20 protein-coding genes, 2 rRNA genes and 1 pseudogene are annotated in these 24859 nt (G+C 42.4%); 12 read left to right on the top strand and 11 right to left on the bottom strand.

Annotated features, from left to right (window positions below; all coding sequences use genetic code 11):
* The first annotated feature begins 112 nt into the window (after positions 1–112).
* The 5 genes from FD725_RS14065 (at position 113) to FD725_RS14085 (ending at position 4501) form a co-directional block, all read left to right on the top strand.
* Positions 113–712 (top strand): cytochrome b/b6 domain-containing protein, encoded by a 600-nt coding sequence (locus FD725_RS14065; protein ID WP_179048696.1) that lies wholly within the window; start codon positions 113–115, stop codon positions 710–712.
* An 88-nt stretch (positions 713–800) separates the two neighbouring features.
* Positions 801–1523: a molybdopterin-dependent oxidoreductase gene (locus FD725_RS14070; RefSeq protein ID WP_179048697.1), complete on the top strand. Its 723-nt coding sequence runs from the start codon at positions 801–803 to the stop codon at positions 1521–1523.
* A gap of 79 nt (positions 1524–1602) precedes the next feature.
* On the top strand, positions 1603–3036 hold the full coding sequence (locus FD725_RS14075; protein WP_179048698.1) for a bifunctional orotidine-5'-phosphate decarboxylase/orotate phosphoribosyltransferase: 1434 nt from the start codon (positions 1603–1605) through the stop codon (positions 3034–3036).
* Between the two features lie 147 nt (positions 3037–3183).
* Positions 3184–4287, top strand: a complete 1104-nt coding sequence (locus FD725_RS14080) for an AI-2E family transporter (protein ID WP_179048699.1) — start codon at positions 3184–3186, stop codon at positions 4285–4287.
* 19 nt (positions 4288–4306) lie between these two features.
* A complete protein-coding gene (locus FD725_RS14085) occupies positions 4307–4501 on the top strand; it encodes a hypothetical protein (protein WP_179048700.1) in 195 nt (64 codons plus the stop codon).
* A gap of 198 nt (positions 4502–4699) precedes the next feature.
* Here FD725_RS14085 and FD725_RS14090 read toward each other — a convergent pair whose 3' ends face one another.
* The 5 genes from FD725_RS14090 to FD725_RS14110 all read right to left on the bottom strand — a co-directional run bounded on the left by FD725_RS14090 (position 4700) and on the right by FD725_RS14110 (position 10113).
* The gene (locus tag FD725_RS14090; protein WP_179048701.1) at positions 4700–5896 is read right to left on the bottom strand and encodes an MFS transporter; all 1197 of its coding nucleotides are present in this window, start codon (positions 5894–5896) and stop codon (positions 4700–4702) included.
* Positions 5897–6116: 220 nt separating this feature from the next.
* Complete coding sequence (locus tag FD725_RS14095) at positions 6117–6779, bottom strand: ferritin-like domain-containing protein (RefSeq protein ID WP_179048702.1); 663 nt, start codon at positions 6777–6779, stop codon at positions 6117–6119.
* Between the two features lie 318 nt (positions 6780–7097).
* On the bottom strand, positions 7098–7703 hold the full coding sequence (locus FD725_RS14100) for a VWA domain-containing protein (protein WP_179048703.1): 606 nt from the start codon (positions 7701–7703) through the stop codon (positions 7098–7100).
* A gap of 230 nt (positions 7704–7933) precedes the next feature.
* Positions 7934–8539: a VWA domain-containing protein gene (locus FD725_RS14105; RefSeq protein ID WP_179048704.1), complete on the bottom strand. Its 606-nt coding sequence runs from the start codon at positions 8537–8539 to the stop codon at positions 7934–7936.
* Between the two features lie 119 nt (positions 8540–8658).
* Positions 8659–10113, bottom strand: coding sequence for a GTP-binding protein (locus FD725_RS14110; protein ID WP_179048705.1), 1455 nt, complete (start codon positions 10111–10113; stop codon positions 8659–8661).
* Positions 10114–10206: 93 nt separating this feature from the next.
* Here FD725_RS14110 and FD725_RS14115 point away from each other — a divergent pair, with 93 nt between their 5' ends.
* Positions 10207–11046, top strand: coding sequence for a bifunctional 2-polyprenyl-6-hydroxyphenol methylase/3-demethylubiquinol 3-O-methyltransferase UbiG (locus tag FD725_RS14115; RefSeq protein ID WP_179048706.1), 840 nt, complete (start codon positions 10207–10209; stop codon positions 11044–11046).
* Positions 11047–11506: 460 nt separating this feature from the next.
* Here FD725_RS14115 and FD725_RS14120 read toward each other — a convergent pair whose 3' ends face one another.
* On the bottom strand, positions 11507–12007 hold the full coding sequence (locus FD725_RS14120) for a thioesterase family protein (RefSeq protein ID WP_179048707.1): 501 nt from the start codon (positions 12005–12007) through the stop codon (positions 11507–11509).
* A gap of 115 nt (positions 12008–12122) precedes the next feature.
* Between FD725_RS14120 and FD725_RS14125 the strand changes: the two genes are divergently transcribed.
* Positions 12123–14180, top strand: coding sequence for a CHAT domain-containing protein (locus tag FD725_RS14125; protein WP_179048708.1), 2058 nt, complete (start codon positions 12123–12125; stop codon positions 14178–14180).
* Between the two features lie 213 nt (positions 14181–14393).
* On the opposite strand, the gene FD725_RS14130 is transcribed toward FD725_RS14125, so the two are convergent.
* Positions 14394–15131 (bottom strand): 2-phosphosulfolactate phosphatase family protein, encoded by a 738-nt coding sequence (locus tag FD725_RS14130; protein ID WP_179048709.1) that lies wholly within the window; start codon positions 15129–15131, stop codon positions 14394–14396.
* Between the two features lie 221 nt (positions 15132–15352).
* The gene (locus FD725_RS14135; protein ID WP_179048710.1) at positions 15353–15847 is read right to left on the bottom strand and encodes a pentapeptide repeat-containing protein; all 495 of its coding nucleotides are present in this window, start codon (positions 15845–15847) and stop codon (positions 15353–15355) included.
* A 223-nt stretch (positions 15848–16070) separates the two neighbouring features.
* Between FD725_RS14135 and gcvT the strand changes: the two genes are divergently transcribed.
* From gcvT to gcvP, 5 genes are all read left to right on the top strand, one after another.
* On the top strand, positions 16071–17201 hold the full coding sequence (gene gcvT / locus FD725_RS14140; RefSeq protein ID WP_179048711.1) for a glycine cleavage system aminomethyltransferase GcvT: 1131 nt from the start codon (positions 16071–16073) through the stop codon (positions 17199–17201).
* Between the two features lie 197 nt (positions 17202–17398).
* A complete protein-coding gene (gcvH, locus tag FD725_RS14145) occupies positions 17399–17788 on the top strand; it encodes a glycine cleavage system protein GcvH (protein WP_179048712.1) in 390 nt (129 codons plus the stop codon).
* A 64-nt stretch (positions 17789–17852) separates the two neighbouring features.
* Positions 17853–18029, top strand: a complete 177-nt coding sequence (locus tag FD725_RS33125) for a hypothetical protein (RefSeq protein WP_372726714.1) — start codon at positions 17853–17855, stop codon at positions 18027–18029.
* Positions 18026–18211, top strand: a complete 186-nt coding sequence (locus FD725_RS14150) for a hypothetical protein (RefSeq protein WP_372726715.1) — start codon at positions 18026–18028, stop codon at positions 18209–18211. Before FD725_RS33125 ends, FD725_RS14150 begins: the two co-directional genes overlap by 4 nt.
* Before the next feature lie 254 nt (positions 18212–18465).
* Positions 18466–21402: an aminomethyl-transferring glycine dehydrogenase gene (gene gcvP / locus FD725_RS14155; RefSeq protein ID WP_179048714.1), complete on the top strand. Its 2937-nt coding sequence runs from the start codon at positions 18466–18468 to the stop codon at positions 21400–21402.
* A 112-nt stretch (positions 21403–21514) separates the two neighbouring features.
* On the opposite strand, the pseudogene FD725_RS14160 reads toward gcvP, so the two are convergent.
* The 3 genes and pseudogenes from FD725_RS14160 to FD725_RS14170 all read right to left on the bottom strand — a co-directional run.
* Positions 21515–21714 (bottom strand): annotated as a pseudogene (locus FD725_RS14160) (IS5/IS1182 family transposase); the annotation flags it as partial.
* Positions 21715–21809: 95 nt separating this feature from the next.
* Positions 21810–21927, bottom strand: a 5S ribosomal RNA gene (gene rrf, locus FD725_RS14165).
* A gap of 57 nt (positions 21928–21984) precedes the next feature.
* Positions 21985–24813: ribosomal RNA gene (locus FD725_RS14170) — 23S ribosomal RNA — on the bottom strand.
* Between the last annotated feature and the right edge of the window lie 46 nt (positions 24814–24859).

Consider the following 24859-nt stretch of genomic DNA (forward strand, 5'->3'; position numbering starts at 1 on the left):
AAACTTTAGTAGATTAAGAATGTCTTTTTCTTTGTGTCTCTGTGTCTTTGTGGTTAAAAAGTAACCTTATTTACCCCATCCATACAGAGAAAAAATTTATAACTAGATATCTATGACTGCAACTATTCCTCCCAAAACCCCCAAAATCCCTACCCAAGCGATAGGCGCTAAAATTTTTCACTCAATAAATATTATTAGTTTGTTCCTCATGCTAACTAGTGGATTACAAATTTATAACGCTAATCCCGTTTTTGGTGGACGCGAAGGGTTACATATTCCGCCTATATTTACGTTAGGCGGTTGGTTAGCAGGTGGTAGACACTGGCATTTTGCTACCATGTGGTTATTTTCTTTAAATCTTTTGTGGTATGGATTTTATATTTTAATCACTCGCCGTTGGCGACATCGATTTGTTGGTGCTAATGACATTAAAGCATTGCAAAAAAGTCACAATTCGCAACGTTTAGTTTATGCTTGGCATCGTATTGTTTATACATCGATCATTCCTATTTTGTTGCTAGCATTGCTAACGGGCATAGGTATGTATAAACCTGCTCAATTTCCCTGGATTGTGGAGATGTTTGGTGATTGGCAAGGACTGAGAATTATTCATTTTACCTCAGTGCCGATGGTGATAATTTTTGCGATCGCTCACTTTTTACTAGGACGCAAAGCTGGGGGTGAGAAACTTATAGAGTCGATGTTTTGGTAATGGGTTAAGAGGGAATAGGCAATAGGCAATAGGCAATAGGCAATAGGCAATAGGCAATAGGTTTTTAACAATTAAGTGGGAGTTTTATATGGGGTTGATTCATGTTAATCGTTCGCAATTGACACGGCGCAGATTTTTTCAACTATCTGGGATGTCTGGTATGAGTTTGCTACTGGGGGGTTGTGGTACACCAGTGTTTGAGGATTTAGTGGGGACAGTTTCTCAACCACTAAATCAAAGCTTAGAAACATTAATATTTAATCCACAGAAGTTAACACCAGAATTTTCACCTGATGAAATTCAACCAGCAGCTTTAATCGTAAATACCTTTCGTTCTACACCTATTATTGATGTAGATAAATATCGTTTAATCGTAGATGGAGAAGTTAATCAGCCTTTAAATCTCAGCATGGCAGAAATTCAAAACTTACCCTTAAAATCAATGATTATTCGCCATGTTTGTGTAGAAGGTTGGGCAGCGATCGTGCAATGGGGTGGTGTACAACTCAGAGAAATTATTGCCTTAGCTCAACCAAAAGCTAATGTTAAATACGCATATTTTAAATCAGCAGATGGTTATTATGAAAGTTGGGATATTGCCTCATCTCTACATCCACAAACCCTATTAGCTTATCAAAAAAATGGTGAACCTTTGCCCATAGATAATGGTGCGCCATTGCGTTTAGCTTCGCCAATTAAACTGGGTTATAAGCAGAGTAAGTGGGTAGTTCAGATTACATTAGCAAGTCAACTATCAATATTCAAAGGCTATTGGGAAGATCAAGGTTATGAGTGGTTTGCCGGTTTGTAATATAGCAGGGTATGGAGTTAAGTCAACACCATGCCAATTATTTCGGTAATCATATCGTCCTTCTATACTAATTATAACAATGAGCTTTTTTGATAAACTGCATACCAGCATCTCCCAAAATAATAGTTTACTCTTTGTCGGACTTGACCCCAATCCAGAGATGATGCCTGAAGATTTTCAATCTCAGGATATAATTACCGGATTATGGGATTGGTTACAATTTATTATTCAGGAAACGGCTGATTTTGTTTGTGCATATAAGCCAACTTTACGATTTTATGAAGTGTTGGGTATTCCAGGTTTAGAATTATTAGATAAAACTTTAGCCGCTATTCCTCCACATATCCCCATTATCTTAGATGCTAAACATGGTGATTTAAATACTAGTACTATTTTTGCACGGACTGTATTTGCTCAATGGGGGGTTGATGCAGTTACTCTCAGTCCTTATATGGGGCAGGATAATGTTGCACCATTTTTAGTTTATCCTGATAAAACAGTCTTTATTTTGTGTTGTACTTCTAACCCAGGTGCAGAGTTTTTACAACAATACCCCCATCAAGAATCACCTCTTTATTTACAAGTTGTTAAAGAGTCAAAAAATTGGGGAACTCCAGAACAATTAGCTTTAGAAGTGGGAACAACTAACCCAGAGATTTTGGCACAAATTCGCCAGGTTGCGCCAGAAAGGATAATCATGGCACGAAGTATTTGGGCAGAAGGTGGTAATTTAACTCAGCTTTTAGAAGTTGGATTAAATGACAATGGTGATGGGTTATTGATTCCTGTTCCTCAAGATATATTAGCCAAGCAAAACTTATCTGCGGAAATACAATCTTTACGCCAAGAAATTAATCAGGTAAGAGATAGAGTAATTCTTGATGGTTCTACCTGTCCTGTCTGGTTACCTGATATTTTTGCTGTGAATAAACATCCTCTACACGATTTAATTTTACAGCTTTATGATATTGATTGTATTATGTTTGGTAATTTTGTCCAAGCATCAGGAGCAGTATTTCCCTATTATATTGACTTACGCAAAATTATTTCCAATCCCCAAGTTTTTAATCAAGTTCTCAGTGCCTATGAAGAGGTTTTAAAAAACCTATCTTTTGATAGATTAGCAGGTATTCCTTACGGTTCATTGCCAACTGCTACAGGTTTAGCTTTAAGGCTTAATTGTCCGATGATTTTTCCGCGCAAAGAAGTCAAAGCACATGGCACTCGAAGGATAATTGAAGGAAATTTTCAGCCTGGGGAAACAGTGGCAGTAATTGATGATATTCTCATCAGTGGTAAGAGTGTCATGGAGGGGGCAAAAAAGTTAGAGTCAGCCGGGTTAAATGTTCATGATATTGTGGTGTTTATTGACCACGAACAAGGAGTTAAAGATAAATTACTGGAAAACGGTTATCACGGTCATGCAATTCTAACTCTCTCAGAGATTACAACTGTTTTACACCAAGCAGGGCGGATTAATGATGACCAATTTTCAGCTTTTAATGCTGAATAATAGCAATTAGAGGTGATTTATCAAGTAAACCTTAAATTGTCGGGTGCGTGATGGCAACGCTTAACGTACCGAGAAAGATGGTGCGTTACGGCTCATTTTTACTTCTCGATTTTTTAAAATCATATATCAAGGTTATATTATATCAGTATGAATTTCTCACTCAATCAATTACTTAAATGGTTAATTTTAACCCTGTTGTTTCCTTTAGTTTGTTTAAACGGATGGCTAATTTTTCATTTTTTCCAGTATTTTAAACCGTTGGTGACAATTTTTGTCTTGGCAACATTGCTGGCATTTATTTTAAATTATCCTGTTTCCTTACTCCAGAAAAGAGGAGTGAAGCGTAGTTATGGAGTAGGAATAGTATTTGTTTCTACGGCTGTAATTTTAATCGCTGCCGGGATCACATTATTACCTGTAGCATTAGAACAATTCCATGAAATAGTTAAAGTGTTGCCTCAATGGGTTGATTCTAGTCAAGAAGAGTTGCAAACTCTAAATGATTGGGCATTTGGTCAAAACTTAAAACTGAATGTCGGTCAAGTATTAACAAGAGTAATTGATAAATTACCAGATGAGTTGGAATATTTTTCTAATAGGATTTTAAGCATTATTATTGATACTATCGATAGTATTTCCGAAGCTATTGTCACGGTTGTCATAACTTTTTATCTTTTATTAGATGGCCCAAGAATTTGGGAAAGTATTTTTAAAAAGTTACCTTGGTCTTCAGCGCAGCAATTCAATGAAGCTATTCAAAGAAATTTTCAAAATTACTTGATTGGTCAAGGTACTTTGGCTTTACTGATGGGAATTTCCCAAACTTTACTATTTTTAGCTTTTCAAGTGCAGTTTGGCTTACTCTTTGGTTTAGGAGTTGGTTTTTTAAGTTTAGTACCTTTTGGTGATGTTGTTAGTTTAATTGTCATCACTGTGATTGTGGCAACACATGACTTTTGGTTAGCGATCAAAATTTTGGCAGTGGCTATCTTAATTGATCAAATAATTGATCAGGCGATCGCACCCCGTCTTTTAGGTAGTTTTACTGGACTTAGACCAATCTGGGTGTTAGTTTCTTTGCTGGTAGGAACTTATATCGGTGGCTTGTTAGGGTTGCTGATTGCTGTCCCTGTTGCTGGTTTAATTAAAGAAACAGTAGATGGTTTTGCGTCCGCTTCTACTGGTATCGATAACACTTTAGCAACTGAAGCAATCACAGAAGTATTAAAACCCAAACCCACCTCATCCTGATCTTGGTGTACTTTTTTATATGAGCGATCGCACAACTCCGATTTTCTTGAGTTTACACCTGATTTTGCTCCAGCGATCGCCATCCCATCATCAACTATATACATTTGTGCGTTTCCGAAATCTCACTATGTTGCAAAATAATCATAAAAGTTATGCAACTATTGCATTTATGCGGATGCGCAAAAGTCAACTAGATGGCATTCTCTATGATTAGGAATAGAGTTGATGGCATACATAAACCCCTGGCTTTGACTGGGGGCTTTTTATTTTGGTCAATGGTCAATGGTCATTGGTCATTGGTCATTGGTCATTGGTCAGCACTCATCACTTCCTCACTCAGGACTCAGCACACCCTTCTCTACGAGAGGCTACGCCAACGGGAACGCCAAGGGCGAACAGGACTTAGCACTCATCACTCTCTCACTCCCCTACAACAGTGTAGACAATATGTGGAGATGGCAAAAGCGATCGCTGCTAGGCTGAGGCTAGTGGCTAGATTGATTACACCTATGAAATGCTTGAGGATGAGGAGAAGAGTTAGACCGGCACTGTTACCGCCAAAATATAGGCCTGTGCTTAAACCTGTTTGATGAAATGGTACGGATGATAAAGCAAAGGGAACCATACTAGTAAAAACTAAGCCCAAGGCAATTCCGCAGCTGATTAATAAGAAAACTGCCATGATAGAGTTAATGGGGAAAAGTGCGATCGCCATCAATAAAACCAGACTACCTAATCCTAATTGCATAGATTTCGCTGCGCCCCAACGACTTGTCCACCATCCCCAAGGATGAGCAGAAATTGCCGCAATTAACAACACAATTGCCGAGATCATTGCTTTGGGTAAAAAAGATATTTCTATTTGCAAATGTGGGATCAAAATAGCGAATATCATATTAATTTCCAGACCTGCACCAATACCGACTAAACTAATAAATATCAATCTTCTCTGAATAATTGATGGAGATTTACTAGGCACAGGTGGCATAGGTAAAGCGGCAATAGTATGACGGGGAATATTTTTTAAAAACAATATTGCACCAACAATTAATATTATTGCTCCCATCAGGAAACTGAAAGACTTACCTAATTGACGAAATACTGTTTCCAAAATCGGATTTAAAGCTCCCACCAATCCCAATACAGTCATGACAATGGCGTTAGCAATTGGTAATTCTTGTGTAGGCGCAAATTGGATGAGCAGCGCTACTACAGGCCCTCGAATTGCGATCATCGCAGCCAACCAAACACCCATTAACAGTAAAAATAGCCAGCGAAATCCACCAGGCAAATTTGCTGGCAATAAAATAGCGATGAGCGCAAAAAGTAATCCTGCTAAAGTTACACCAATTGTAATTTGTGGGAGACGACTACCATATTGTCGGAGGATGCGATCGGACAATCCACCAACTAAAGGTTCCATTACACTACCAATAAGCCCTTGAATAATCCCTAATATGGCTACTAATTGCACAAATCCCAAATCTGAGAGAATTTGTGATTGATACATTCCATAAATCATTAAACTAACTACAATCGCAGCCAACATGGCAGCAAGCCCCCACACCTGCCGCCAGAGAATAGAAGAGTGTGGCGTAAAAATAGACATATAATACTAATTTAAAATCAAAAAAATCAGCTGTATATCTTTCTTTGTGACTTCGTGTCTTTGTGGTAAAAAATGATTTATTTAACCACAAAGACACAGTATCAGGACTGATCTCACCGCCTGCGCGGACTAACGTAAAATCTTGATTTTAAACCGCGTAGGCGGGTTTTGTCTGTGTAGCTGCGACTTCTAGTCGCCTGGTGCAAGATGTGAGCTAACGCTACACTTTCAATACCCACATAGAACGAGTGCTGGTGCTAACAAAAGAGGCTGGAACATATTCAATTTGCACACCCAAAGAGACAAAAGCTGCACGAATAGCGGTTGCGTGGGCCGCTTCATCAGCACCAATACTAGCGCCAGCCGTGATTAAATCTGGATTTTTTAGACGAGCAATTTCTCCTGTATAGGCGATCGCTGCATCAGTTTCTAGGGCTAAAGCCAGCTTGGCAATATTCACATCTGAATCGAGATTGCCTTCACCCCGTTGAATATAATAGGACAAATCATAACTTTTCTCAGCTTTCACCGGATTTGCGCCTAATTTACGCACCACCTCTGCTAACTTATCTCGGTGAGCCATATGATCGGCTTGGTTTCTTAGTGCTAAAGCTTTCACAGCCTGACCAACATTTGTATCACTTAATTTACCGGCAGCGACACCATAAGCCCAGATTGCTTGATGCTCATAATAAAGAGCGTTATTCAGAATTTTGGCATCATTAGCATTGTGAGATTGAGACTTGGGTTGTCTAGCTTCAGCCGTCAGGTGAGAAAAACCCAAAGCTGCGGAAACACCAGCGATCGCACTACCAATCACCAGACGACGGCGAGAAGTCGATGCAGAACGCCGAGATGGAGGTAACAGTAAATCGTTATCCATAATAAAAACCCCTAAGTTTGTTGAACTAAAGGGGTATACGACGAATATTTGCTTTTGGATCTGTGATACACAAAAATTTTTGATTTCGCTTCGCGCGTCATTTGTCAATTGTATTATTAGAGTCTTGGGTTCCCAATCCCCAATCCTCAATCTCTCATCTTGCACCTAGCCTTAGCGATTAGAAATCGCGGCTATACAAACCAAGTCCGCCTGCGCGGACTAGAGTAAAATCAAGCTTTTAACCCGCGTAGGCAGGTTTTGTCTGTGTAGCTGCGACTTCTAGTCGCCTGGTGCAAGATATGAGCAATCCCCAATAGACTAATCATTAATCGCATTCAATAGCACTTCAGAAAGGCTTAAATCTTCCATATCTTCCATCGTAATGGTGTCGCAAATATCAAACTTCGCACCAGCACTTTGCAACTCATCATCCAACACTTTCAAAAAGCGAGTAGCTTGTTGGTCTGTACCAACTTGAATAAAAGAAATCGCTAACTCTTCGTCTCTATCCATACGGCGAGAGGTTTCAATTATTACCCGCATAACTGCTTTGCGATCGTCCGGTTCGCCATCAGTGACAACTAGAATTGTTTCCCCATTAGGTTTAGTTTGTCCAGAACTTTTACGTTGAAAATAATCATCAGTTGCGTGCTTTAACACCGCAGCTAAATCAGTAGTACCTGAAGGATCATTCTCCTGGAAAATTTGTCCTACTTTAGCTGAGGTAACATTCTCATACCGCTTAAATCTTCCAGAAAATACATAAATAGTAATTCCATCTGGATCAAATTGTTCACATTTACTTGCCAAAGCTAAGGTAGACTCTTGCGCTGCTACCCATCTACTTCTACCACCCTTCTGATCTGGAGTGGCCATACTGCCACTTTTGTCAATAATCAAAGTATAATCCCGATTTTCTAGCATAATATAATTTTCCTATGATGAGTAAGAGAGTGAGAGAGACAAATCAATTCAAAATGACGCGACGTTCCTGCGTCGCTAACGCTGCGCTATCGCGGACTCGCTCTAAGCGAAGCTATGCCGTTCGCGTTAGCGTCTCTGAAAGAGAAGGCTTTACGCTGCGCTAACAAAATTCAAAATTCAAAATGGAAGAAGGGGACAAGGGGACAAGGCAAATGACTAATGACCATTGACTAATCAGTAATTGCATTCATTAATACATCTGCAAGACTCATATCTTCTAAATCGTCTAGAGTGATGGTGTCGCAAATATCAAATTTAGCCCCAACACCTTGTAGCTGATCATCTAAAGCTTTGAGAAATTTCGTAGCTTGAGCATCGGAACCTACTTGAATGATGGAAATAGCTAATTCTTCATCACGTTCCATCTGCCGAGTAGCACTGATGATAGTTTCAAATACAGCCTTGCGATCGTCTGGTTCACCGTCTGTAATGACTAAAATTGTCTCACCATTGGGCTGAGTTTTACCACTGGTTTTGCGTTGAAAATAATTATTCAAAGCATCTTGGAGTACACTTGCCAAATTTGTTGTTCCCGCAGGATCATTCTCTAAAAAGATTTGGGCAACTTTAGCAGAGGTAACGCTTTCATAACGTTTAAATCTCCCAGAAAATACGTAGACAGTAATGCCGTCTGGATCAAACTGTTCACACTTTCTTGCTAAAGCCAGAGTTGATTCCTGGGCTATCTCCCATCTGCTTCTACCACCTGCTTGATCTTGGGTAGACATACTCCCACTTTTATCAATGATTAGTGTGTAGTCTCGGTTACTCATCATACTATTCCTTCAATTAGTACCCTGTGGTTCTTATAGTCTACCTGTTGGGTATTAGCACGACACCTGCTAAGGATGGTTTGTAATAATATGTGAGTTCGACCAATCTGTTTTCAGCATCTCTAACTTGATTGATGTAGTTTCACTTGCAACTCATTTTTGATGCGATTGATGATAGAAGTCTCATCCAGTGTGGCTAAAATCCTGTTAATTACTGCTTTTGGCCCGTCTGGTCCCCATGTTGCGCCATTGGCTAAATAAGCTTTGGTAACTTGTCCAATTCCATAGGAAGAGACACCAGCTACCCCCGCTTGAGTTAACGCAACAGATACGTAGGGAGCGAGAGCAACACCAGCTGTAGCTGTAGCAGAAAGACCCAGTAAAGTTTTTAACCCACTCAAACCTAGATTTGCTAGGAGTTCACTGACACCGATACCACCCATACTTAAGGCGATTTTTTGCAATAATTGCACAGCACCAGCTTCAGTCATGGGGATACCATAGAGTTTAGACAACCCTAGAATTAAAGCAATATCTATAACTATGCTACTTAGTATATCTACTATAGTAATGGGATTGAGAGCGATCGCCACAGCTTTAGTCATGACAGCCTGCCAAATCAACTGATTGGCGTTCTGTTCTCGAATCATCAATTTGCGCTGCACCAATTGCTCATTCACATTGTCAGCATACAGCATGGTATTCAGCGCCACTAAAGCTTTACCTTCACGTTGCAAAATCTCCAAAATTTTCAGCTTTAATTCGCCAACTTGAGCCGTACCTGGACGCACCTGCAAACCCCGACTTCCATCAGGACGACGTACAGATGTTTTCACGATTGGCGATGCAGCCGTCATGACGATTTCTAGCGGCGTGAGTAACTCTTTGACTCTCTCATCCCGAATTTTCTGATAGATTGTGATCCGGTCTGCTTCGGGATATTGATCTACCTTGTTAAATACTAAAATGATCGGCTTACCAGCTTCTCGTAACTGAGAAAGCGCCTCATGTTCTATCTTCGTCATGTCGCCAGAAATCACGAACAGAATCAAATCTGCCTGTTTGGCAATTTGTTGTGCCAATACTGTACGTGTTTCTCCGTCAATTTCATCTAACCCAGGTGTATCAATTAACTCCACCTGCGATTGCCCAACAGCAGGTAAAGTCACTCGCAAGGCGCATTCTGTTTCTCCAATCGCCTCTTCATTAATGTGCCAATTTACTCGTTGAGCCGCACGAGTTACACCATGTAAAGGGCCAGTTTCAAAGACAGTTTCCCCAACTAAAGCATTGAGTAAGGAAGACTTACCCCGTCCCACCATGCCAAATACGGCAATTTGCACTACCATGTGATCTAATTTCCCTAGCATGGTTTCTAAATCAGCGATTTCCGACTCCAAGCCAGTTTTTTCTTGCACACTGAGGTCAAGATTAGCTACTAAGTTTCGTAGTGCCGTTTGCGCTTGTTTATAATTCAGTTCTGCTTGAATATCCTCAAAGCTAAAAATGGCACTATCTAACTCTTCTTCCCAGTTGGGTGAATCGCTATGATGAGGTTCGGGGAGTATGGAAGTCATGTCAATTTTAAATTTACCTCTTGCTTAATCCTAGTCATTTTGCACAGGGGTTTGGGGAGAGTATGATTTGAGAAATTGTTGAGTTAATGATCAATGAGCGACTCACAAACAAGCAAAAACTGGTATTCACAAGACTTGGAACAACGAAAAAACTGGTACTCACAAGTTGCCAATGCCTATAACAAAACTAGGCCACGCTATCCTCAAGCAATCATTGATCGTGTTGTTGAGTTAACACAACTTGGTTCTGATAGTAGCATTCTGGAAATAGGTTGTGGCCCTGGAAATGCTACTTTGGCATTTGCTCAGTTAGGTTTAAAAATGGTGTGTCTAGAACCTAGTCCAGCAGCTTGTGACATAGCTAGACAAAACTGTGCAGCCTATCCCCAAGTAGAAATTCACCAGACCTTATTTGAAGACTGGGAATTAGAACCAGCAAAATTTAATGCTGTTCTCGCAGCTACTTCTCTCCATTGGGTGACACCAGAGATAGCATATCGCAAAACAGCAGCAGCCTTACAAGACAATGGTTTTTTGATTTTACTGTGGAATATGACACCTCAACCCCAGTATGCAGTTTACCAAAAGTTACGTGAGGTTTATCAAATTCACGCGCCTTCCCTGGGGCAGTATGAAGATAGAAACACTCAAGAGCGCATCCTCCAAGGATTCGGACAGAAAATTCTGGATTCTGGTTTATTTGAAGATTTAATTTCCGAAAATATTATCTTTACTATTACATATCATGTTGATGATTATTTACTGCTGTTGAGTACTCTATCGCCTTATATCGGATTAGATGCAAACATCAGAATTGCCCTATTTGCCGGATTAAAAGACACCATAGAGCAGCATTATCAGGGCATGATAGAAATTTCCTTCCTCTCAGCTTTTCATATTGCTAGAAAATCTTTATCCATACTGGATTTTTAAAAGGTTGTTTGAAAAGTCAAAAAGTATACTATAAACCCCTCTCCATAGAGCGAATCGCTTCTCGTAGAGTACCTCTCATACCATTTCACTTTAATAATGATACAAATACGTGAGTCCGTCAGTCCGTCAGGGATTGTAAATCCCTGTCTCATAGCTAAAGTCCTCTCAAGAGGACTGAATATCAGAGTCCATTTTAATGGACTTAAGCTATGAGACCACCGTTTTAACGGTGGGCGGACAATACCCAACGAGTAAGCTATATGTATCAGGATTTTTGTGAATTGGTATCACGCCAGTTGCTACAACGGGGGAAAAATACGCAACGCACTGGCTCCCCGAAAGGTCGAGAGGCTCTGAAACCCTGATTTTCTTGTTTCCTTTCCTTACTAGGAAGGGGTTAGGGGTTAGGTTTTTGAGATTTTGGTGTTACGCATGATTCTTTTAAAACATCCTCTCAGATTTACTTATCTTGTATTAAAGAAACTTTAGCTAGGGCATCTTTAACACTTGTTGGTAGCTGACGCATAATTTTACCTCTTTCCCGATCTAAAGCTACTAAAGTGACTTTGGCAGTAGTAAATAATTGCTCTCCATCAGTAGAAACGATCGCATAATCCCAGTTGAGACGAACACCAGTTACATCTGTCATGCGCGTTTTGACTAAAACTGTCATACCTAGTTGAATGGCACGATGATAACGTAGGGAAAGTTCGACAACTGGCAAATCACATCCCAAAGCGACTAAATCAACATAATCAATACCTATGGAACGCAAGCATTCTATCCGTGCTTCTTCCATCCAGTTGATGTAGCTACCGTGCCACGCAACACCTGCATAATCAGTGTGATGAGGTTGTATTTTTACAGGATATGTAAACCAGCTATCAAAGTCGGTAGTAGAGGGAAGTTCGATCGCACTGGTAGATGGTATTTGTGCTTGGCTTAATTGTTCTTCAGACATTTTTCTCTTGGCAACTATGATTTTTTCACATCTGGAATAGCATAAAAAAGCAGTGTATTGTAAAGTCTATTGAATTTATTAGTGTTCCCACTCCTAAATAATGGAGTATATTATCATGCAATATCATCTCCGCTATTTAAGTGTTTTAGTTTTACCTGTAGTTATTTTCTGGAGTTTTGCGTCGGTAAAATCACAAGAGCAACAAGTAACTTTTCCATATAATAACGGAAGTACACCTCAAACATTATCTCAAAAAAATGACCGATCGCTTCTGGAGGATCTCAACACCCAAGCGATCGCTGACTCCCGACAAAACCAACACTCACCTGCATTACAAAAATTACAGCAAGCTTTGACCCTAACTAGAGAAACAGGCAATATTTTTTGGGAAGGTGTAACTTTAAACAATATCGGTAGAGTCTATCAAAATCAAGGACAGTATGAGCTAGCGTTCAAATCTTTTCAAGCAGCAGCAATTATCTATAAACAGAATAACAATCTTGTGGAACGAGGCAAGACATACAGTAACATCGGCTACTTGTTTCAAATTCAAAATCAACCAGAGTTGGCAATTTTTTTTTACAAGCATTGTGTAATTAATCGTGAATTAGCACGTTTACAACCATCTACTTTATCTGCACCTGAACCAAATGCTTACAATCTGACGGTAGATCAAACATACCGAATTTTAAGTGAAACATTACTCAAACAGGGACGTGTAGCCGAAGCACAACGGACTATAGATTTACTCAAGGTAGAAGAACTACACAATTATCTGCAAAATGTCCCTGGAAATAAACGCACGGCTAAAGGTATTGAGATTATCCCAGGCGAAAAGCCTGTTAAACAGAAGTTAACCGAGACGGTAGATAACGCGGTGGTATTGGGTAAAGAACTGACAACATTAAGAAAAATACCTCCACAAGTGCGATCGCCACAACAAAACCAACGCATTAAGCAACTGGTGACACAACAGCAGCAACTTTTAGACGCATTCAACAAATTTATTAGTAGTCCAGCCGTAACAGCACAATTAGAGCAAATTAGCCGGACTGCTAGACGGCAAAATTTAGATTTAGAAAATATCAACGAGATTCGAGATAATCTAGCTAGACTACCACAAAAATCGGCAATTATCTATCCTTTAGTTCTCCAGAATAGTTTGCAGTTAGTCTTAGTCACTGCCGATGCGCCACCAATTTATCGGACTGTAGATGTTTCTAGAGAAAAACTCAACAAAACCATCGCTACCTTTCGTCAAGCCTTAACTAATCCCACTCGCAACGTGAAAACACCAGCACGTCAATTGTATGACTGGCTAATTAAACCCATAGAAACCGAACTCCAGCAAGCTGGAATAGAAAGCTTGCTTTATGCACCAGATGATCAGTTACGCTACATTCCCCTCTCAGCCTTGTATGATGGTCAAAAATGGCTAGTTGAGCGTTATAGTGTCAATCACATTACATCTGCTAGCTTGACTAACTTGAACACTCCCCGCGAGCAAACTTTGCGAGTTTTAGCGGGTGCTTTTACTCAAGGTAATTACCAAGTTAGTGTGGGAAATCGCCAAGTTGCATTTTCCGGCTTGCCATTTGCGGCTTTAGAAGTGGAAAATTTAGCAGCCACTTTTCCCCAGACTAAGAAACTTTTAGATGATGCTTTTAGTCCCCAGGTGACTGTACCGCAAATGGATGATTACACAATTGTGCATTTAGCAACTCATGCCGCCTTTGTCGTGGGTAAGCCACAAGATTCGTTCATTTTATTTGGTAATGGCGATCGCGTGAATCTGAATGATATTTCTACTTGGTCACTACCTCATGTAGATTTGGTAGTCTTGAGCGCCTGTGAAACTGGTTTGGGTGGCAAGTTAGGTAATGGACAAGAAATTCTAGGCTTTGGTTATCAGATGCAAAAAACTGGTGCTAAAGCAGCGATCGCTTCATTATGGTCTGTAGATGATGGTGGTACGCAAATATTAATGAGTATTTTTTATGCCAACTTATCGACAGGAAAAATTACGAAAGCCTCAGCTTTACAACAAGCTCAAATAGCTTTGATTACTGGCAAGTTAAATTCAGTTAACAACAAGTTTTCCACTATTAATGCAAGTAACCTTAGTCACCCATACTATTGGTCACCTTTTATTCTGATTGGTAACAGTTTGTAAAACTTTCTTAATTACGAATTATGTAGCTTGCTTATCACATAAAAGTGAGTATTACGAAGGCACAAGCCTTCCCGTAGGGTATTACGTAGCTTGCTTCCGCGTAGAGGTATTACGAATTACGAATTACGAATTAGTATCAGACCCTTGGCCAGTTTTGCCGAGACATGACAAATAGACAAGACAAGGGAATTTTTGAACTTGGAATTTTGATATTTAACTTTTACTTTTAAATATCCCTGGTTCCTGCTGAGTGGGTAAGACAGCTAAAACATCAGTTTGAGAACAATATTTCAGGTCTTCATGACAGTCAAGACGCACAAGACGTTTGCCATGACTAGCATGATGGAATAACCCCAGTAGATCCTTTTGCCATTGGGAGTAAAGAGCGATCGCACTAATTACTTCATCATTCCCAGCTACATCTTCTGGGGGTAAATGGGATTGTTCAACTACACCATGAGCGATCGCACCTGCACAAGCGGTATCCTCCAAAGAAAAACTCCCTTCCCAACCTGAACCGACAATCCAAACTGTTTCCGGTTGCTTTTCCACAAGATAATTAACTACTGCGGCTCGGTTAATAAAAGCGGCTGTTAGTACAGTGGGGGAGTCTTCTATCCTTTTTAAAGCGCGAGTGCCATTAGTAGTACTAATAAACAAACGCCGTCCCTCCACCAATTCTGGCGTACAGTCGAGAGGAGAGTTACCCAACTCAAAACCAGCAACTTTCGCACCACCACGTTCACCAGCACGCAATCGTTTTTGTGCTGGCCAGGTTTCACTGACAGCGATCAGTTGTTCTAAATCACTGAAGACTTGCACAGCTTCGCCTCCAGCCGATAAGACAGTTGCTATAGTACTCGTAGCTCGCAAGACATCAACTGCGATCGCGCAGTCAGGAGCTTGACCTGTAGGAGTTTGTTCCGGGGTATGGTATACGAATAGCTTCACGCGCGGGATACACCTGCTCTATATAAATACTATTGTCGAGATTACATTCTAATTGGTGTCACTTACCACAATGACAATTAAGAGTCGTTTATTTCTTATGGTTAGAAAAGAGTCTTTCTTATCATAAGCAGAGATTAAGGAACGAGGGGACAGGGTGCAGGGATGCAGGGGAGAATAATTAATAGCTACTCAACACTCAGCACTCCCCACTCAGCACTCCTTTACTTACAACCCAAAGACTCACGAGTATCTACACCAGTTTTAGAATTCACCCCACTAGCTTTAACACACAGTTTTTTCACCTGTGGCCCATCTAAAACCGCATTGGTAAAATCTGCACCAGTAACGTCAACATTGTCAAAACTAGAACGCAGCATCATCGCATCTGCCAACACAGCATCAGTCAAATCAGCGTTTGAGAACTTAGCTAAATAGGCAATCCCGTTGCTAAAATCTACACCATGTAGATTAACTCCCTCTAACACCGTGCCGTTAAATACACCACCACGTAAGTCGGCATTGCTAAAATTAGCATTCTCTAAGCTGATATTGGTAAACTCAGTACCAATTAAACTTTGACTACTAAAATCTTTTCCCTTGAGTTCATCACCAGCCGAACGAGTAATACTGGAAGAACTAGCAGCTTGCGCCGACAGAGGAAACAAAAATAACACCACAGCTAAAACAAGACTAGCTAACACTCGGCAAAATTTCATAACTTTTTCTTAATAAATCTCAACACTCCACCATAATATTAAACACTAGTGGGGAGTTATGAGTAAGGGGTGGGGAGAGTGGGAGATGGGGGGAGTGGGAGATGGGGGGAAAGAGTAATTAAGTAATTTTCTCCTTGTCCCCTTCCATCTCCTTGATGTCAAAACTGAAACCTTCCCGTAAGATACTAAATGTTGGAGTGCGATCGCATAAATAAAACCACCTGTGGCTAATCAACAAGATACCGCCCAAACCCTAGTCAGAACCCCTTTATATCAACTGGGTGTAGAACTCAAAGCCCGCTTTACCAGCTTTGGCGGCTGGGAAATGCCAGTACAATTTAGTGGTATCGCCCGCGAACACGCAGCCGTGAGAACTACAGCCGGGATGTTTGATATTTCTCACATGGGCAAATTTACTCTCCAAGGTAAAAACCTAATTTCTCAACTCCAAGTTTTAGTTCCTTCCGACTTAAATCGGTTACAACCAGGACAAGCTCAATACACTGTGTTGTTAAATCCCCAAGGTGGCATTATCGATGACATCATCGTCTACTACCAAGGAGAAGATCCGACAGGTACACAAAAAGCATTCATTATCGTTAATGCAGCCACCACAAATAAAGATAAAACTTGGATATTGTCACACCTCGACCAAAATCAGGTGCAATTTCAAGATTTATCACCAGCAAAAGTCCTGATTGCTATCCAGGGGCCAAAAGCCATAAATTATCTACAACCATTTGTCCAAGAAGATTTACAACAACTCAAAGCCTTTGGACACCTAGAAACAACAATACTCGGTCAAAGAGCCTTTATCGCTCGCACAGGTTACACCGGCGAGGATGGTTTTGAAGTTTTAGTAGACCCAGCGATCGGGGTAGAATTGTGGCGCAGTCTCAACAATGCTGGCGTTGTTCCCTGTGGCTTAGGTGCAAGGGACACCCTACGACTAGAAGCAGCAATGGCCCTTTACGGACAAGATATTGATGACAACACCACCCCTCTAGAAGCAGGTTTAGGGTGGTTAGTTCACCTCGATACCAAAGGAGATTTTATCGGTCGGTCAGTTTTAGAGCAACAAAAAGCTACAACTGTACAACGCCGACTTGTAGGCTTGCAAACCCAAGGACGAAATATTGCCCGTCATGGCTACCCAGTGCTAGCAGACGGTAAAGTAGTTGGAGAAGTCACCAGTGGTACTCTATCGCCCACCCTGGGTAATCCTATTGCCCTAGCCTACGTTCCCACCCCACTCGCCAAAATCGGACAGCACCTACAAGTAGAAATTCGTGGTAAAGCCCACCCAGCCGTTGTAGTGAAACGCCCGTTTTATAAGTCGAAGAGTAAAGGCTAGGGGCTAGGGAAGGGGTGCAGGGGAGGCAGGGAAATGCTAATGACTAATGACCATTGACCATTGACCATTGACCATTGACCATTGACTAATGACCAATGACCAATGACTAAATATTCTATCTACAGTCTGGTTAATTACTAAGTATGATGTGAATTACTTGGGAACGCTCATTGTTTTGATGTCTAAGAGGAAGTGAAATGTCTTTTGAATACCCTCAAGATTTGAAATATTTAGATACTCATGAATACGTGAGGCTAGATGGGGAAATTGCCACTATTGGTATTACAGAGTTTGCCGTAGACCAATTGGGTGATGTAGTATTTTTGGAACTGCCAGAAATCGGTGACTTACTAACTAAAGGTGATACCTTTGGCTCGATTGAATCAGTTAAAGCTGTTGAAGATTTAAACGCACCCATCACAGGTACAGTGGTAGAACGCAACGAGGCTTTAATGGAATCTCCCGAAGCCGTTGCAGATGATCCTTACGGTGAAGGGTGGTTTCTCAAAGTCCGTATTAATGATCCTGATGAACTCATTGATGCCTTGACTGCTGATGAGTATCGCGCTGAGGTAGAAGGAGAATAGGAGAACGGGAAGGGGAAGATAGAAATTTTTCCCTTTCTCCTCATCAGAACCGTGAATACGCGACATGGAACCAACACCAGAGCAACTCAAATCGCTTTATCAAAGATGTGTCAGAGTGAGCAATTTGTTATTACCCATAAATTTGGTTAGATTTGATAGACGGACTAACCGAATCGTAATCTTGGTTGGAGACACAATACAAATAGAGATACTTCCAAATGGGGAGGTGATAATCGAGTGAATCGCAATTACGAGTCAATGACAGAACAAGAATTGCGCGATTACGTAAGACGCAATCCTCAAGACGAAGAAGCATTTCAGTACTACCTGACTATCATTCGCTCTCGTCCTGGTGTGCTTTGCATCACAGATGAAGAATTTGAGTATGAACTATTGAGGCGAATTAGGCAATCACAAGGTTAAAGTAAATGGGGTTGCCGTGAGTCTTTGCTGTTTTTCTGGTTTGTCTAGTCAATAGTCAATTGTCCAAAATCAGCAGAAACCTTAAATTTTGACTGTTAACTGTTGACTATTGACAGTCTTTATGAAAGTTTATGTGTACAAGTGGCATAAATCCTCAATTTATCAAAGATGTGTCAAAGAAAATACCCGCTACTCTGACGAGTTAACTGTATTTGTTGCAAAATATAAATAAGTTGCGTCTGGAGTTTAGTTTAGTGGTATATTATGCCTCTATAAATCAGTCTTATAGCGATCGCCAACGACTAAGCGATCAAAAGCAAGATTTAAATAATTTTATACATAGACATATAGGAACATCATCACCAGACATTCAGCAAATGCTTGAGGTCTTGGGCTTTGCTACTCTAGATGAGCTAATTGATCAAACAGTACCATCGGCAATTCAGCTAAATCAAGCGCTACAGTTACCAGCAGCACAAACTGAGTACGCCGCACTAGCCCAGTTAAAACAAATTGCCTCGAAAAATCAGGTGTTTCGCTCATACATTGGTATGGGGTATTACGATACGATTACTCCACCCGTAATTGGACGAAATATTTTAGAAAATCCTGGGTGGTATACTGCCTACACTCCCTATCAACCAGAAATTGCCCAAGGACGACTAGAAGCGCTGCTGAATTTCCAAACCATGATTATCGATTTGACAGGGTTGGAAATTGCCAATGCTTCCCTACTAGATGAAGCAACAGCCGCCGCCGAAGCCATGAGTATGAGTTATGGTGTTGCTAAAAATAAAGCCAATGCCTATTTTGTTTCTCATGATTGTCATCCCCAAACTATTGATGTCTTGCAAACACGGGCTGAACCTTTAGGGATTAAAATTATTGTCGGTGATCATCAGACCTTTGATTTTACTCAACCGATCTTCGGGGCAGTTCTCCAATATCCGGCCAGTGATGGTACAATCTACGACTACCGCGCTTTTATCGAACAAGCCCATGCTCAAGGTGCATTGGTCACGGTAGCCGCCGATCCTTTAAGCTTAACTTTACTGACTCCTCCCGGCGAATTTGGTGCTGATATTGCCGTTGGTAGCACCCAGCGCTTTGGTATTCCTTTAGGTTTTGGCGGCCCCCACGCTGCATTCTTTGCCACTAAAGAAGAATACAAGCGGCTAGTTCCAGGACGAATTGTGGGTGTATCGAAAGATGTCCACGGTAAAACAGCTTTGCGGCTAGCTTTGCAAACCCGCGAACAACACATCCGTCGGGAAAAAGCTACCAGTAATATTTGTACAGCCCAGGTACTACTCGCTGTAATGGCAAGTATGTATGCTGTCTATCATGGTGCGGATGGACTTAAACAAATTGCCGAAAATATCCATCAGCTAACTGTAACTTTGGCAGCAGGATTAAAGCGTCTGGGTTACAAGATTAGTTCTGCACATTTCTTTGATACCTTGCGAGTCGAGTTAGGCGAAACTAATTTAGAAACTATTCTCGAAGGTTGCCAAGCCAAAAACATTAACTTGCGGATTTTTGATCATACTGCTGTGGGTATCTCCTTAGACGAAACTACCACACCACAAGATTTAATCGACTTGTGGCATATCTTCGCAGGTGAAAATGAGCTATCCTTTACCCCAGAAGAACTAAAATCTTCCCAATCTCTCCCCCTCCCTCGTACTACTACCTACCTGACTCACCCCATATTCAACCGCTATCATTCCGAAACAGAATTACTGCGTTATCTCCACAAATTAGAGACTAAAGATTTGTCTTTAACAACATCGATGATTCCCTTGGGTTCCTGTACGATGAAGTTAAACGCCACGGCGGAGATGATACCTGTGACTTGGGAAGAATTTGGCAGAATACATCCTTTTGCGCCTTTATCCCAAACACACGGTTATCAAGTCTTGTTTCAACAACTAGAGACATGGTTAGGAGAAATTACCGGATTTGCTGGTGTTTCCTTACAACCTAACGCTGGTTCTCAGGGAGAATATACAGGATTGTTGGTAATTCGTCAGTATCACACCAGCCGAGGAGAAGCACACCGCAATGTTTGTTTGATTCCTACTTCTGCACATGGGACAAACCCGGCTAGCGCGGTGATGTGTGGGATGAAGGTTGTCGCAGTTGCCTGTGATGCCGATGGTAATATTGATGTTGATGACCTCAAAGCTAAGGCAGAAAAACACAGCCATGAACTTGCAGCTTTGATGGTGACTTATCCTTCAACTCATGGTGTGTTTGAAGCAGGTATTCAGGAAATTTGTGCTGTAATTCATAGTCACGGTGGACAAGTTTACATGGATGGGGCAAATATGAATGCCCAAGTGGGTATTTGTCGTCCTGGTGATATTGGCGCAGATGTCTGTCATTTAAACTTGCATAAAACATTCTGTATTCCCCACGGGGGCGGTGGCCCTGGTATGGGTCCGATTGGCGTTGCATCTCATCTTGTACCATTTTTACCAGGACATCCAGTCATGGGGACTGGGGACTGGGGACTGGGGACTGGGAAACAAGAAATATCCAATACCAAAGTTGGTGCTGTGGCGGCTGCGCCTTGGGGAAGTGCTAGTATTTTGGTGATTTCTTGGATGTATATTGCCATGATGGGAGCTGATGGTTTAACCCAAGCAACTAAGGTGGCAATTCTCAATGCTAATTACATCGCCAAGAGACTAGAAGATTACTATCCGGTGTTGTACAAAGGGCAGAATGGTTTAGTTGCCCATGAGTGTATTTTAGATTTGCGATCGCTCAAAAAATCTGCCAACATCGAAATTGATGATGTCGCCAAGCGTCTGATGGACTATGGTTTCCACGCGCCGACTGTCTCTTGGCCTGTGGGGGGGACAATTATGGTAGAACCTACAGAAAGCGAATCTAAAGCAGAATTAGATCGTTTTTGTGATGCGCTGATAGCAATTCGGCAAGAGATTGCGGAAATTGAAGCAGGTAAGATGGATACTCAAGATAATCTCTTGAAAAATGCCCCCCACACTGTCGAAAGTCTCATCAGTGGAGAATGGCAACATTCCTATTCTCGTGAACAAGCCGCCTACCCTGCACCGTGGACACGAGAACATAAATTCTGGCCGAGTGTAGGTAGAATTGACGCGGCTTTTGGAGACAGGAATTTTGTTTGTTCTTGTCTACCGATGGATGCTTATAGCTAACTCAATTTGTAGTTTTGGTAGATTTAACATAATTAGGCGATCGCTCCACATTGTAACTGAGAAATGATTGAGCGATCGCTTTTTATTGCCCATAGAACAATTTATTCATAGCATATCCGTCAAAACAACTAGCAGACAATTTTGCCCCAAATTCTACAGGTTTATCCGTTTTAACCCGGACGATTGGAGGATATGCGATTGGGTTAAACTAACAATGCAGTCATCAATACTCTGTTTTTTATTTTCATACAACCATAGCTGTTGACGCTCAACTTCTGCAACTATAAGCAAAATTTTATATTGTCTTAACTTATTGAAGTGCGTAATGTGAGGTTGATGAGAAAAAAATAGAGCGTAAACCAAAAGCCCCTGGAGACGTAGAGTCAAGGGGCTGATGAGAAAAGAAGACCTGGCGAAGAGCGATTGTAGCAGAGGGCGACCCCTAAACTATCGTAGCCGCAGCAGCGTTTCACAACTGAGTTCGGGAAGGGGTCAGAGTGGTTCCACCGCGCAATCAACACCAGGAAAAGCTGTAGAGTCAAAGACCCTGAAGACTGCAAAAAACGCGAAACCAAAGAATGAGAGGTCAAGCCCTCGGTCTGTTAGCACGGCTCGGCTGCATACATTACTGCACTTCCACCTACCGCCTAAGAACGGGTGTTCTGCCCGTGACCTTACCTACTTAAAGTAGTGAGAACACTCATCTTGAGGTGGGCTTCCCACTTAGATGCTTTCAGCGGTTATCCACTCCGCACTTGGCTACCCAGCGTTTACAGTTGGTACAATAACTGGTACACCAGCGGTGCGTCCTTCCCGGTCCTCTCGTACTAAGGAAGGCTCCTCGCAATGTTCTAACGCCTGCACCGGATATGGACCGAACTGTCTCACGACGTTCTGAACCCAGCTCACGTACCGCTTTAATGGGCGAACAGCCCAACCCTTGGGACGTACTTCCGCCCCAGGTTGCGATGAGCCGACATCGAGGTGCCAAACCTCCCCGTCGATGTGGACTCTTGGGGGAGATCAGCCTGTTATCCCTAGAGTAACTTTTATCCGTTGAGCGACGGCCATTCCATACTGCGCCGTCGGATCACTAAGGCCTACTTTCGTACCTGCGCGACTTGTCGGTCTTGCAGTCAAGCTCCCTTATTGCCTTTACACTCGCCGCACGGTTTCCAAGCGTGCTGAGGGAACCTTTGCGCGCCTCCGTTACCTTTTAGGAGGCGACCGCCCCAGTCAAACTGCCCACCTGAAACTGTCCTACTACCGGATGACGGTAGTTAGTTAGAATCCTAGCTTCGCCAGAGTGGTATCTCACCGTTAGCTCCATCTTCCCCACAAGGAAAACTTCATCGCTTCCCACCTATCCTGCGCAAGCGAAGCCCGGACACAATTCCAGGCTACAGTAAAGCTTCATAGGGTCTTTCTGTCCAGGTGCAGGCAGTCCGTATCTTCACAGACATTCCTATTTCGCCGAGTCTCTCTCTGAGACACCATCCAGATCGTTACGCCTTTCGTGCGGGTCGGAACTTACCCGACAAGGAATTTCGCTACCTTAGGGATCGTTATAGTTACGGCCGCCGTTCACCGGGGCTTCGGTCGTCAGCTTCAGTTGCCCTGACCAACTTCCTTAACCTTCCGGCACTGGGCAGGCGTCAGCCCCCATACTTCCTCTTACGAGTTGGCGGAGACCTGTGTTTTTGGTAAACAGTCGCCTGGATCTCTTCACTGCGACCCACTGCTGAGGTGGGCACCCCTTCTTCCGAAGTTACGGGGCCATTTTGCCGAGTTCCTTAGAGAGAGTTATCTCGCGCCCCTTGGTATTCTCAACCTCCCTACCTGTGTCGGTTTCGGGTACGGGTACTATATGTTCATCACATTACTAGCTTTTCTTGGCACTATCTTTCACCACTCGGAGTTCGTAAACCCCTCCCAAACCAATCAGGGTATGGCTATTTTTCATGCGTCCCTAGAAATGCTCCCATATACTAGTCAGGGATTGTTGACCCTGTGTCCATCGACTACGCCTTTCGACCTCGCCTTAGGTCCCGACTAACCCAGAGTGGACGAACCTGGCTCTGGAACCCTTAGGGTTTCGGGGTATTGGATTCTCACCAATATTTGCGCTACTCAAGCCGACATTCTCACTTCCGTCTCGTCCACAGCTGCTCGCCGCTACTGCTTCTACCTACTACGGAACGCTCCCCTACCGATTATTATTAGTAATCCCACAGCTTCGGTACATCGCTTAGCCCCGTTCATTTTCGGCGCAAGAGCGCTTGACTAGTGAGCTATTACGCACTCTTTCAAGGGTGGCTGCTTCTAGGCAAACCTCCTAGTTGTCTGTGCACTCTCACCTCCTTTATCACTTAGCGATGATTTGGGGAAATCTTAGCTGGTGGTCTGGGCTGTTTCCCTCTTGACGATGAAGCTTATCCCCCACCGTCTCACTGGCAATGTGTTCTCTGGGTATTCTGAGTTTGTCTCGATTTGGTACCGGTCTCCCAGCCCGCACCGAAACAGTGCTTTACCCCCCAGGTATAATCATTACCGCTGCGCCTCAACACATTTCGGGGAGAACCAGCTAGCTCCTGGTTCGATTGGCATTTCACCCCTAACCACAACTCATCCGCCGATTTTTCAACATCGGTCGGTTCGGACCTCCACTTGGTGTTACCCAAGCTTCATCCTGGCCATGGTTAGATCACCAGGGTTCGGGTCTATAAACACTGATTACCGCCCTTTTCAGACTCGGTTTCCCTTTGGCTCCAGCATTCTCGCTTTAACCTACCAGTGCCTATAAGTCGCTTAGCTCATTCTTCAACAGGCACGCGGTCATCCGTTTAATCGGACTCCCACTGCTTGTAGGCTAATGGTTTCATGTTCTGTTTCACTCCCCTTGCGGGGTTCTTTTCACCTTTCCCTCGCGGTACTGGTTCACTATCGGTCACACAGTAGTATTTAGCCTTACGAGATGGTCTCTCGCTGATTCACATGGGATTCCTCGTGCCCCATGCTACTCGGGATGCAGCTACTATCCTTTGATTTTCGACTACAAGACTTTCACTTTCTCTGGTGCAGTATTTCGCTGCTTCGTCTAACCTCTAGATTCGATATCGCTGTCCCACTACCCCAAAAGGTTTACCCTTTGGTTTAGGCTTTTCCCATTTCGCTCACCACTACTTTGGGAATCTCTGTTGATTTCTCTTCCTCTGGCTACTAAGATGTTTCAGTTCGCCAGGTTGGCTCTTTCCTGTCTATATATTCAACAGGTAGTATTTAGGGTTCCCCCATTCGGACATCTCCGGCTCATAGTTTGCTTCCAACTCCCCGGAGTATTTCGTCGGTAACCACGTCCTTCTTCGCCTCTGTGTGCCTAGGTATCCACCATTAGCCCTTATTCGCTTGACCACAACTTCTTTGGTCTTTTTTGCTTCCACTTTCATTCACACTAACT

It is taken from the genome of Nostoc sp. TCL26-01, assembly GCF_013393945.1.
GTDB lineage: Bacteria > Cyanobacteriota > Cyanobacteriia > Cyanobacteriales > Nostocaceae > Trichormus.

Coding starts and splice junctions, on each gene's coding strand:
- FD725_RS14065 (WP_179048696.1), top strand. CDS start 113: ATGACTGCAACTATTCCTCCCAAAACCCCCAAAATCCCTACCCAAGCG.
- FD725_RS14070 (WP_179048697.1), top strand. CDS start 801: ATGGGGTTGATTCATGTTAATCGTTCGCAATTGACACGGCGCAGATTT.
- FD725_RS14075 (WP_179048698.1), top strand. CDS start 1,603: ATGAGCTTTTTTGATAAACTGCATACCAGCATCTCCCAAAATAATAGT.
- FD725_RS14080 (WP_179048699.1), top strand. CDS start 3,184: ATGAATTTCTCACTCAATCAATTACTTAAATGGTTAATTTTAACCCTG.
- FD725_RS14085 (WP_179048700.1), top strand. CDS start 4,307: ATGAGCGATCGCACAACTCCGATTTTCTTGAGTTTACACCTGATTTTG.
- FD725_RS14090 (WP_179048701.1), bottom strand. CDS start 5,896: ATGTCTATTTTTACGCCACACTCTTCTATTCTCTGGCGGCAGGTGTGG.
- FD725_RS14095 (WP_179048702.1), bottom strand. CDS start 6,779: ATGGATAACGATTTACTGTTACCTCCATCTCGGCGTTCTGCATCGACT.
- FD725_RS14100 (WP_179048703.1), bottom strand. CDS start 7,703: ATGCTAGAAAATCGGGATTATACTTTGATTATTGACAAAAGTGGCAGT.
- FD725_RS14105 (WP_179048704.1), bottom strand. CDS start 8,539: ATGATGAGTAACCGAGACTACACACTAATCATTGATAAAAGTGGGAGT.
- FD725_RS14110 (WP_179048705.1), bottom strand. CDS start 10,113: ATGACTTCCATACTCCCCGAACCTCATCATAGCGATTCACCCAACTGG.
- FD725_RS14115 (WP_179048706.1), top strand. CDS start 10,207: ATGAGCGACTCACAAACAAGCAAAAACTGGTATTCACAAGACTTGGAA.
- FD725_RS14120 (WP_179048707.1), bottom strand. CDS start 12,007: ATGTCTGAAGAACAATTAAGCCAAGCACAAATACCATCTACCAGTGCG.
- FD725_RS14125 (WP_179048708.1), top strand. CDS start 12,123: ATGCAATATCATCTCCGCTATTTAAGTGTTTTAGTTTTACCTGTAGTT.
- FD725_RS14135 (WP_179048710.1), bottom strand. CDS start 15,847: ATGAAATTTTGCCGAGTGTTAGCTAGTCTTGTTTTAGCTGTGGTGTTA.
- gcvH (WP_179048712.1), top strand. CDS start 17,399: ATGTCTTTTGAATACCCTCAAGATTTGAAATATTTAGATACTCATGAA.
- FD725_RS33125 (WP_372726714.1), top strand. CDS start 17,853: ATGGAACCAACACCAGAGCAACTCAAATCGCTTTATCAAAGATGTGTC.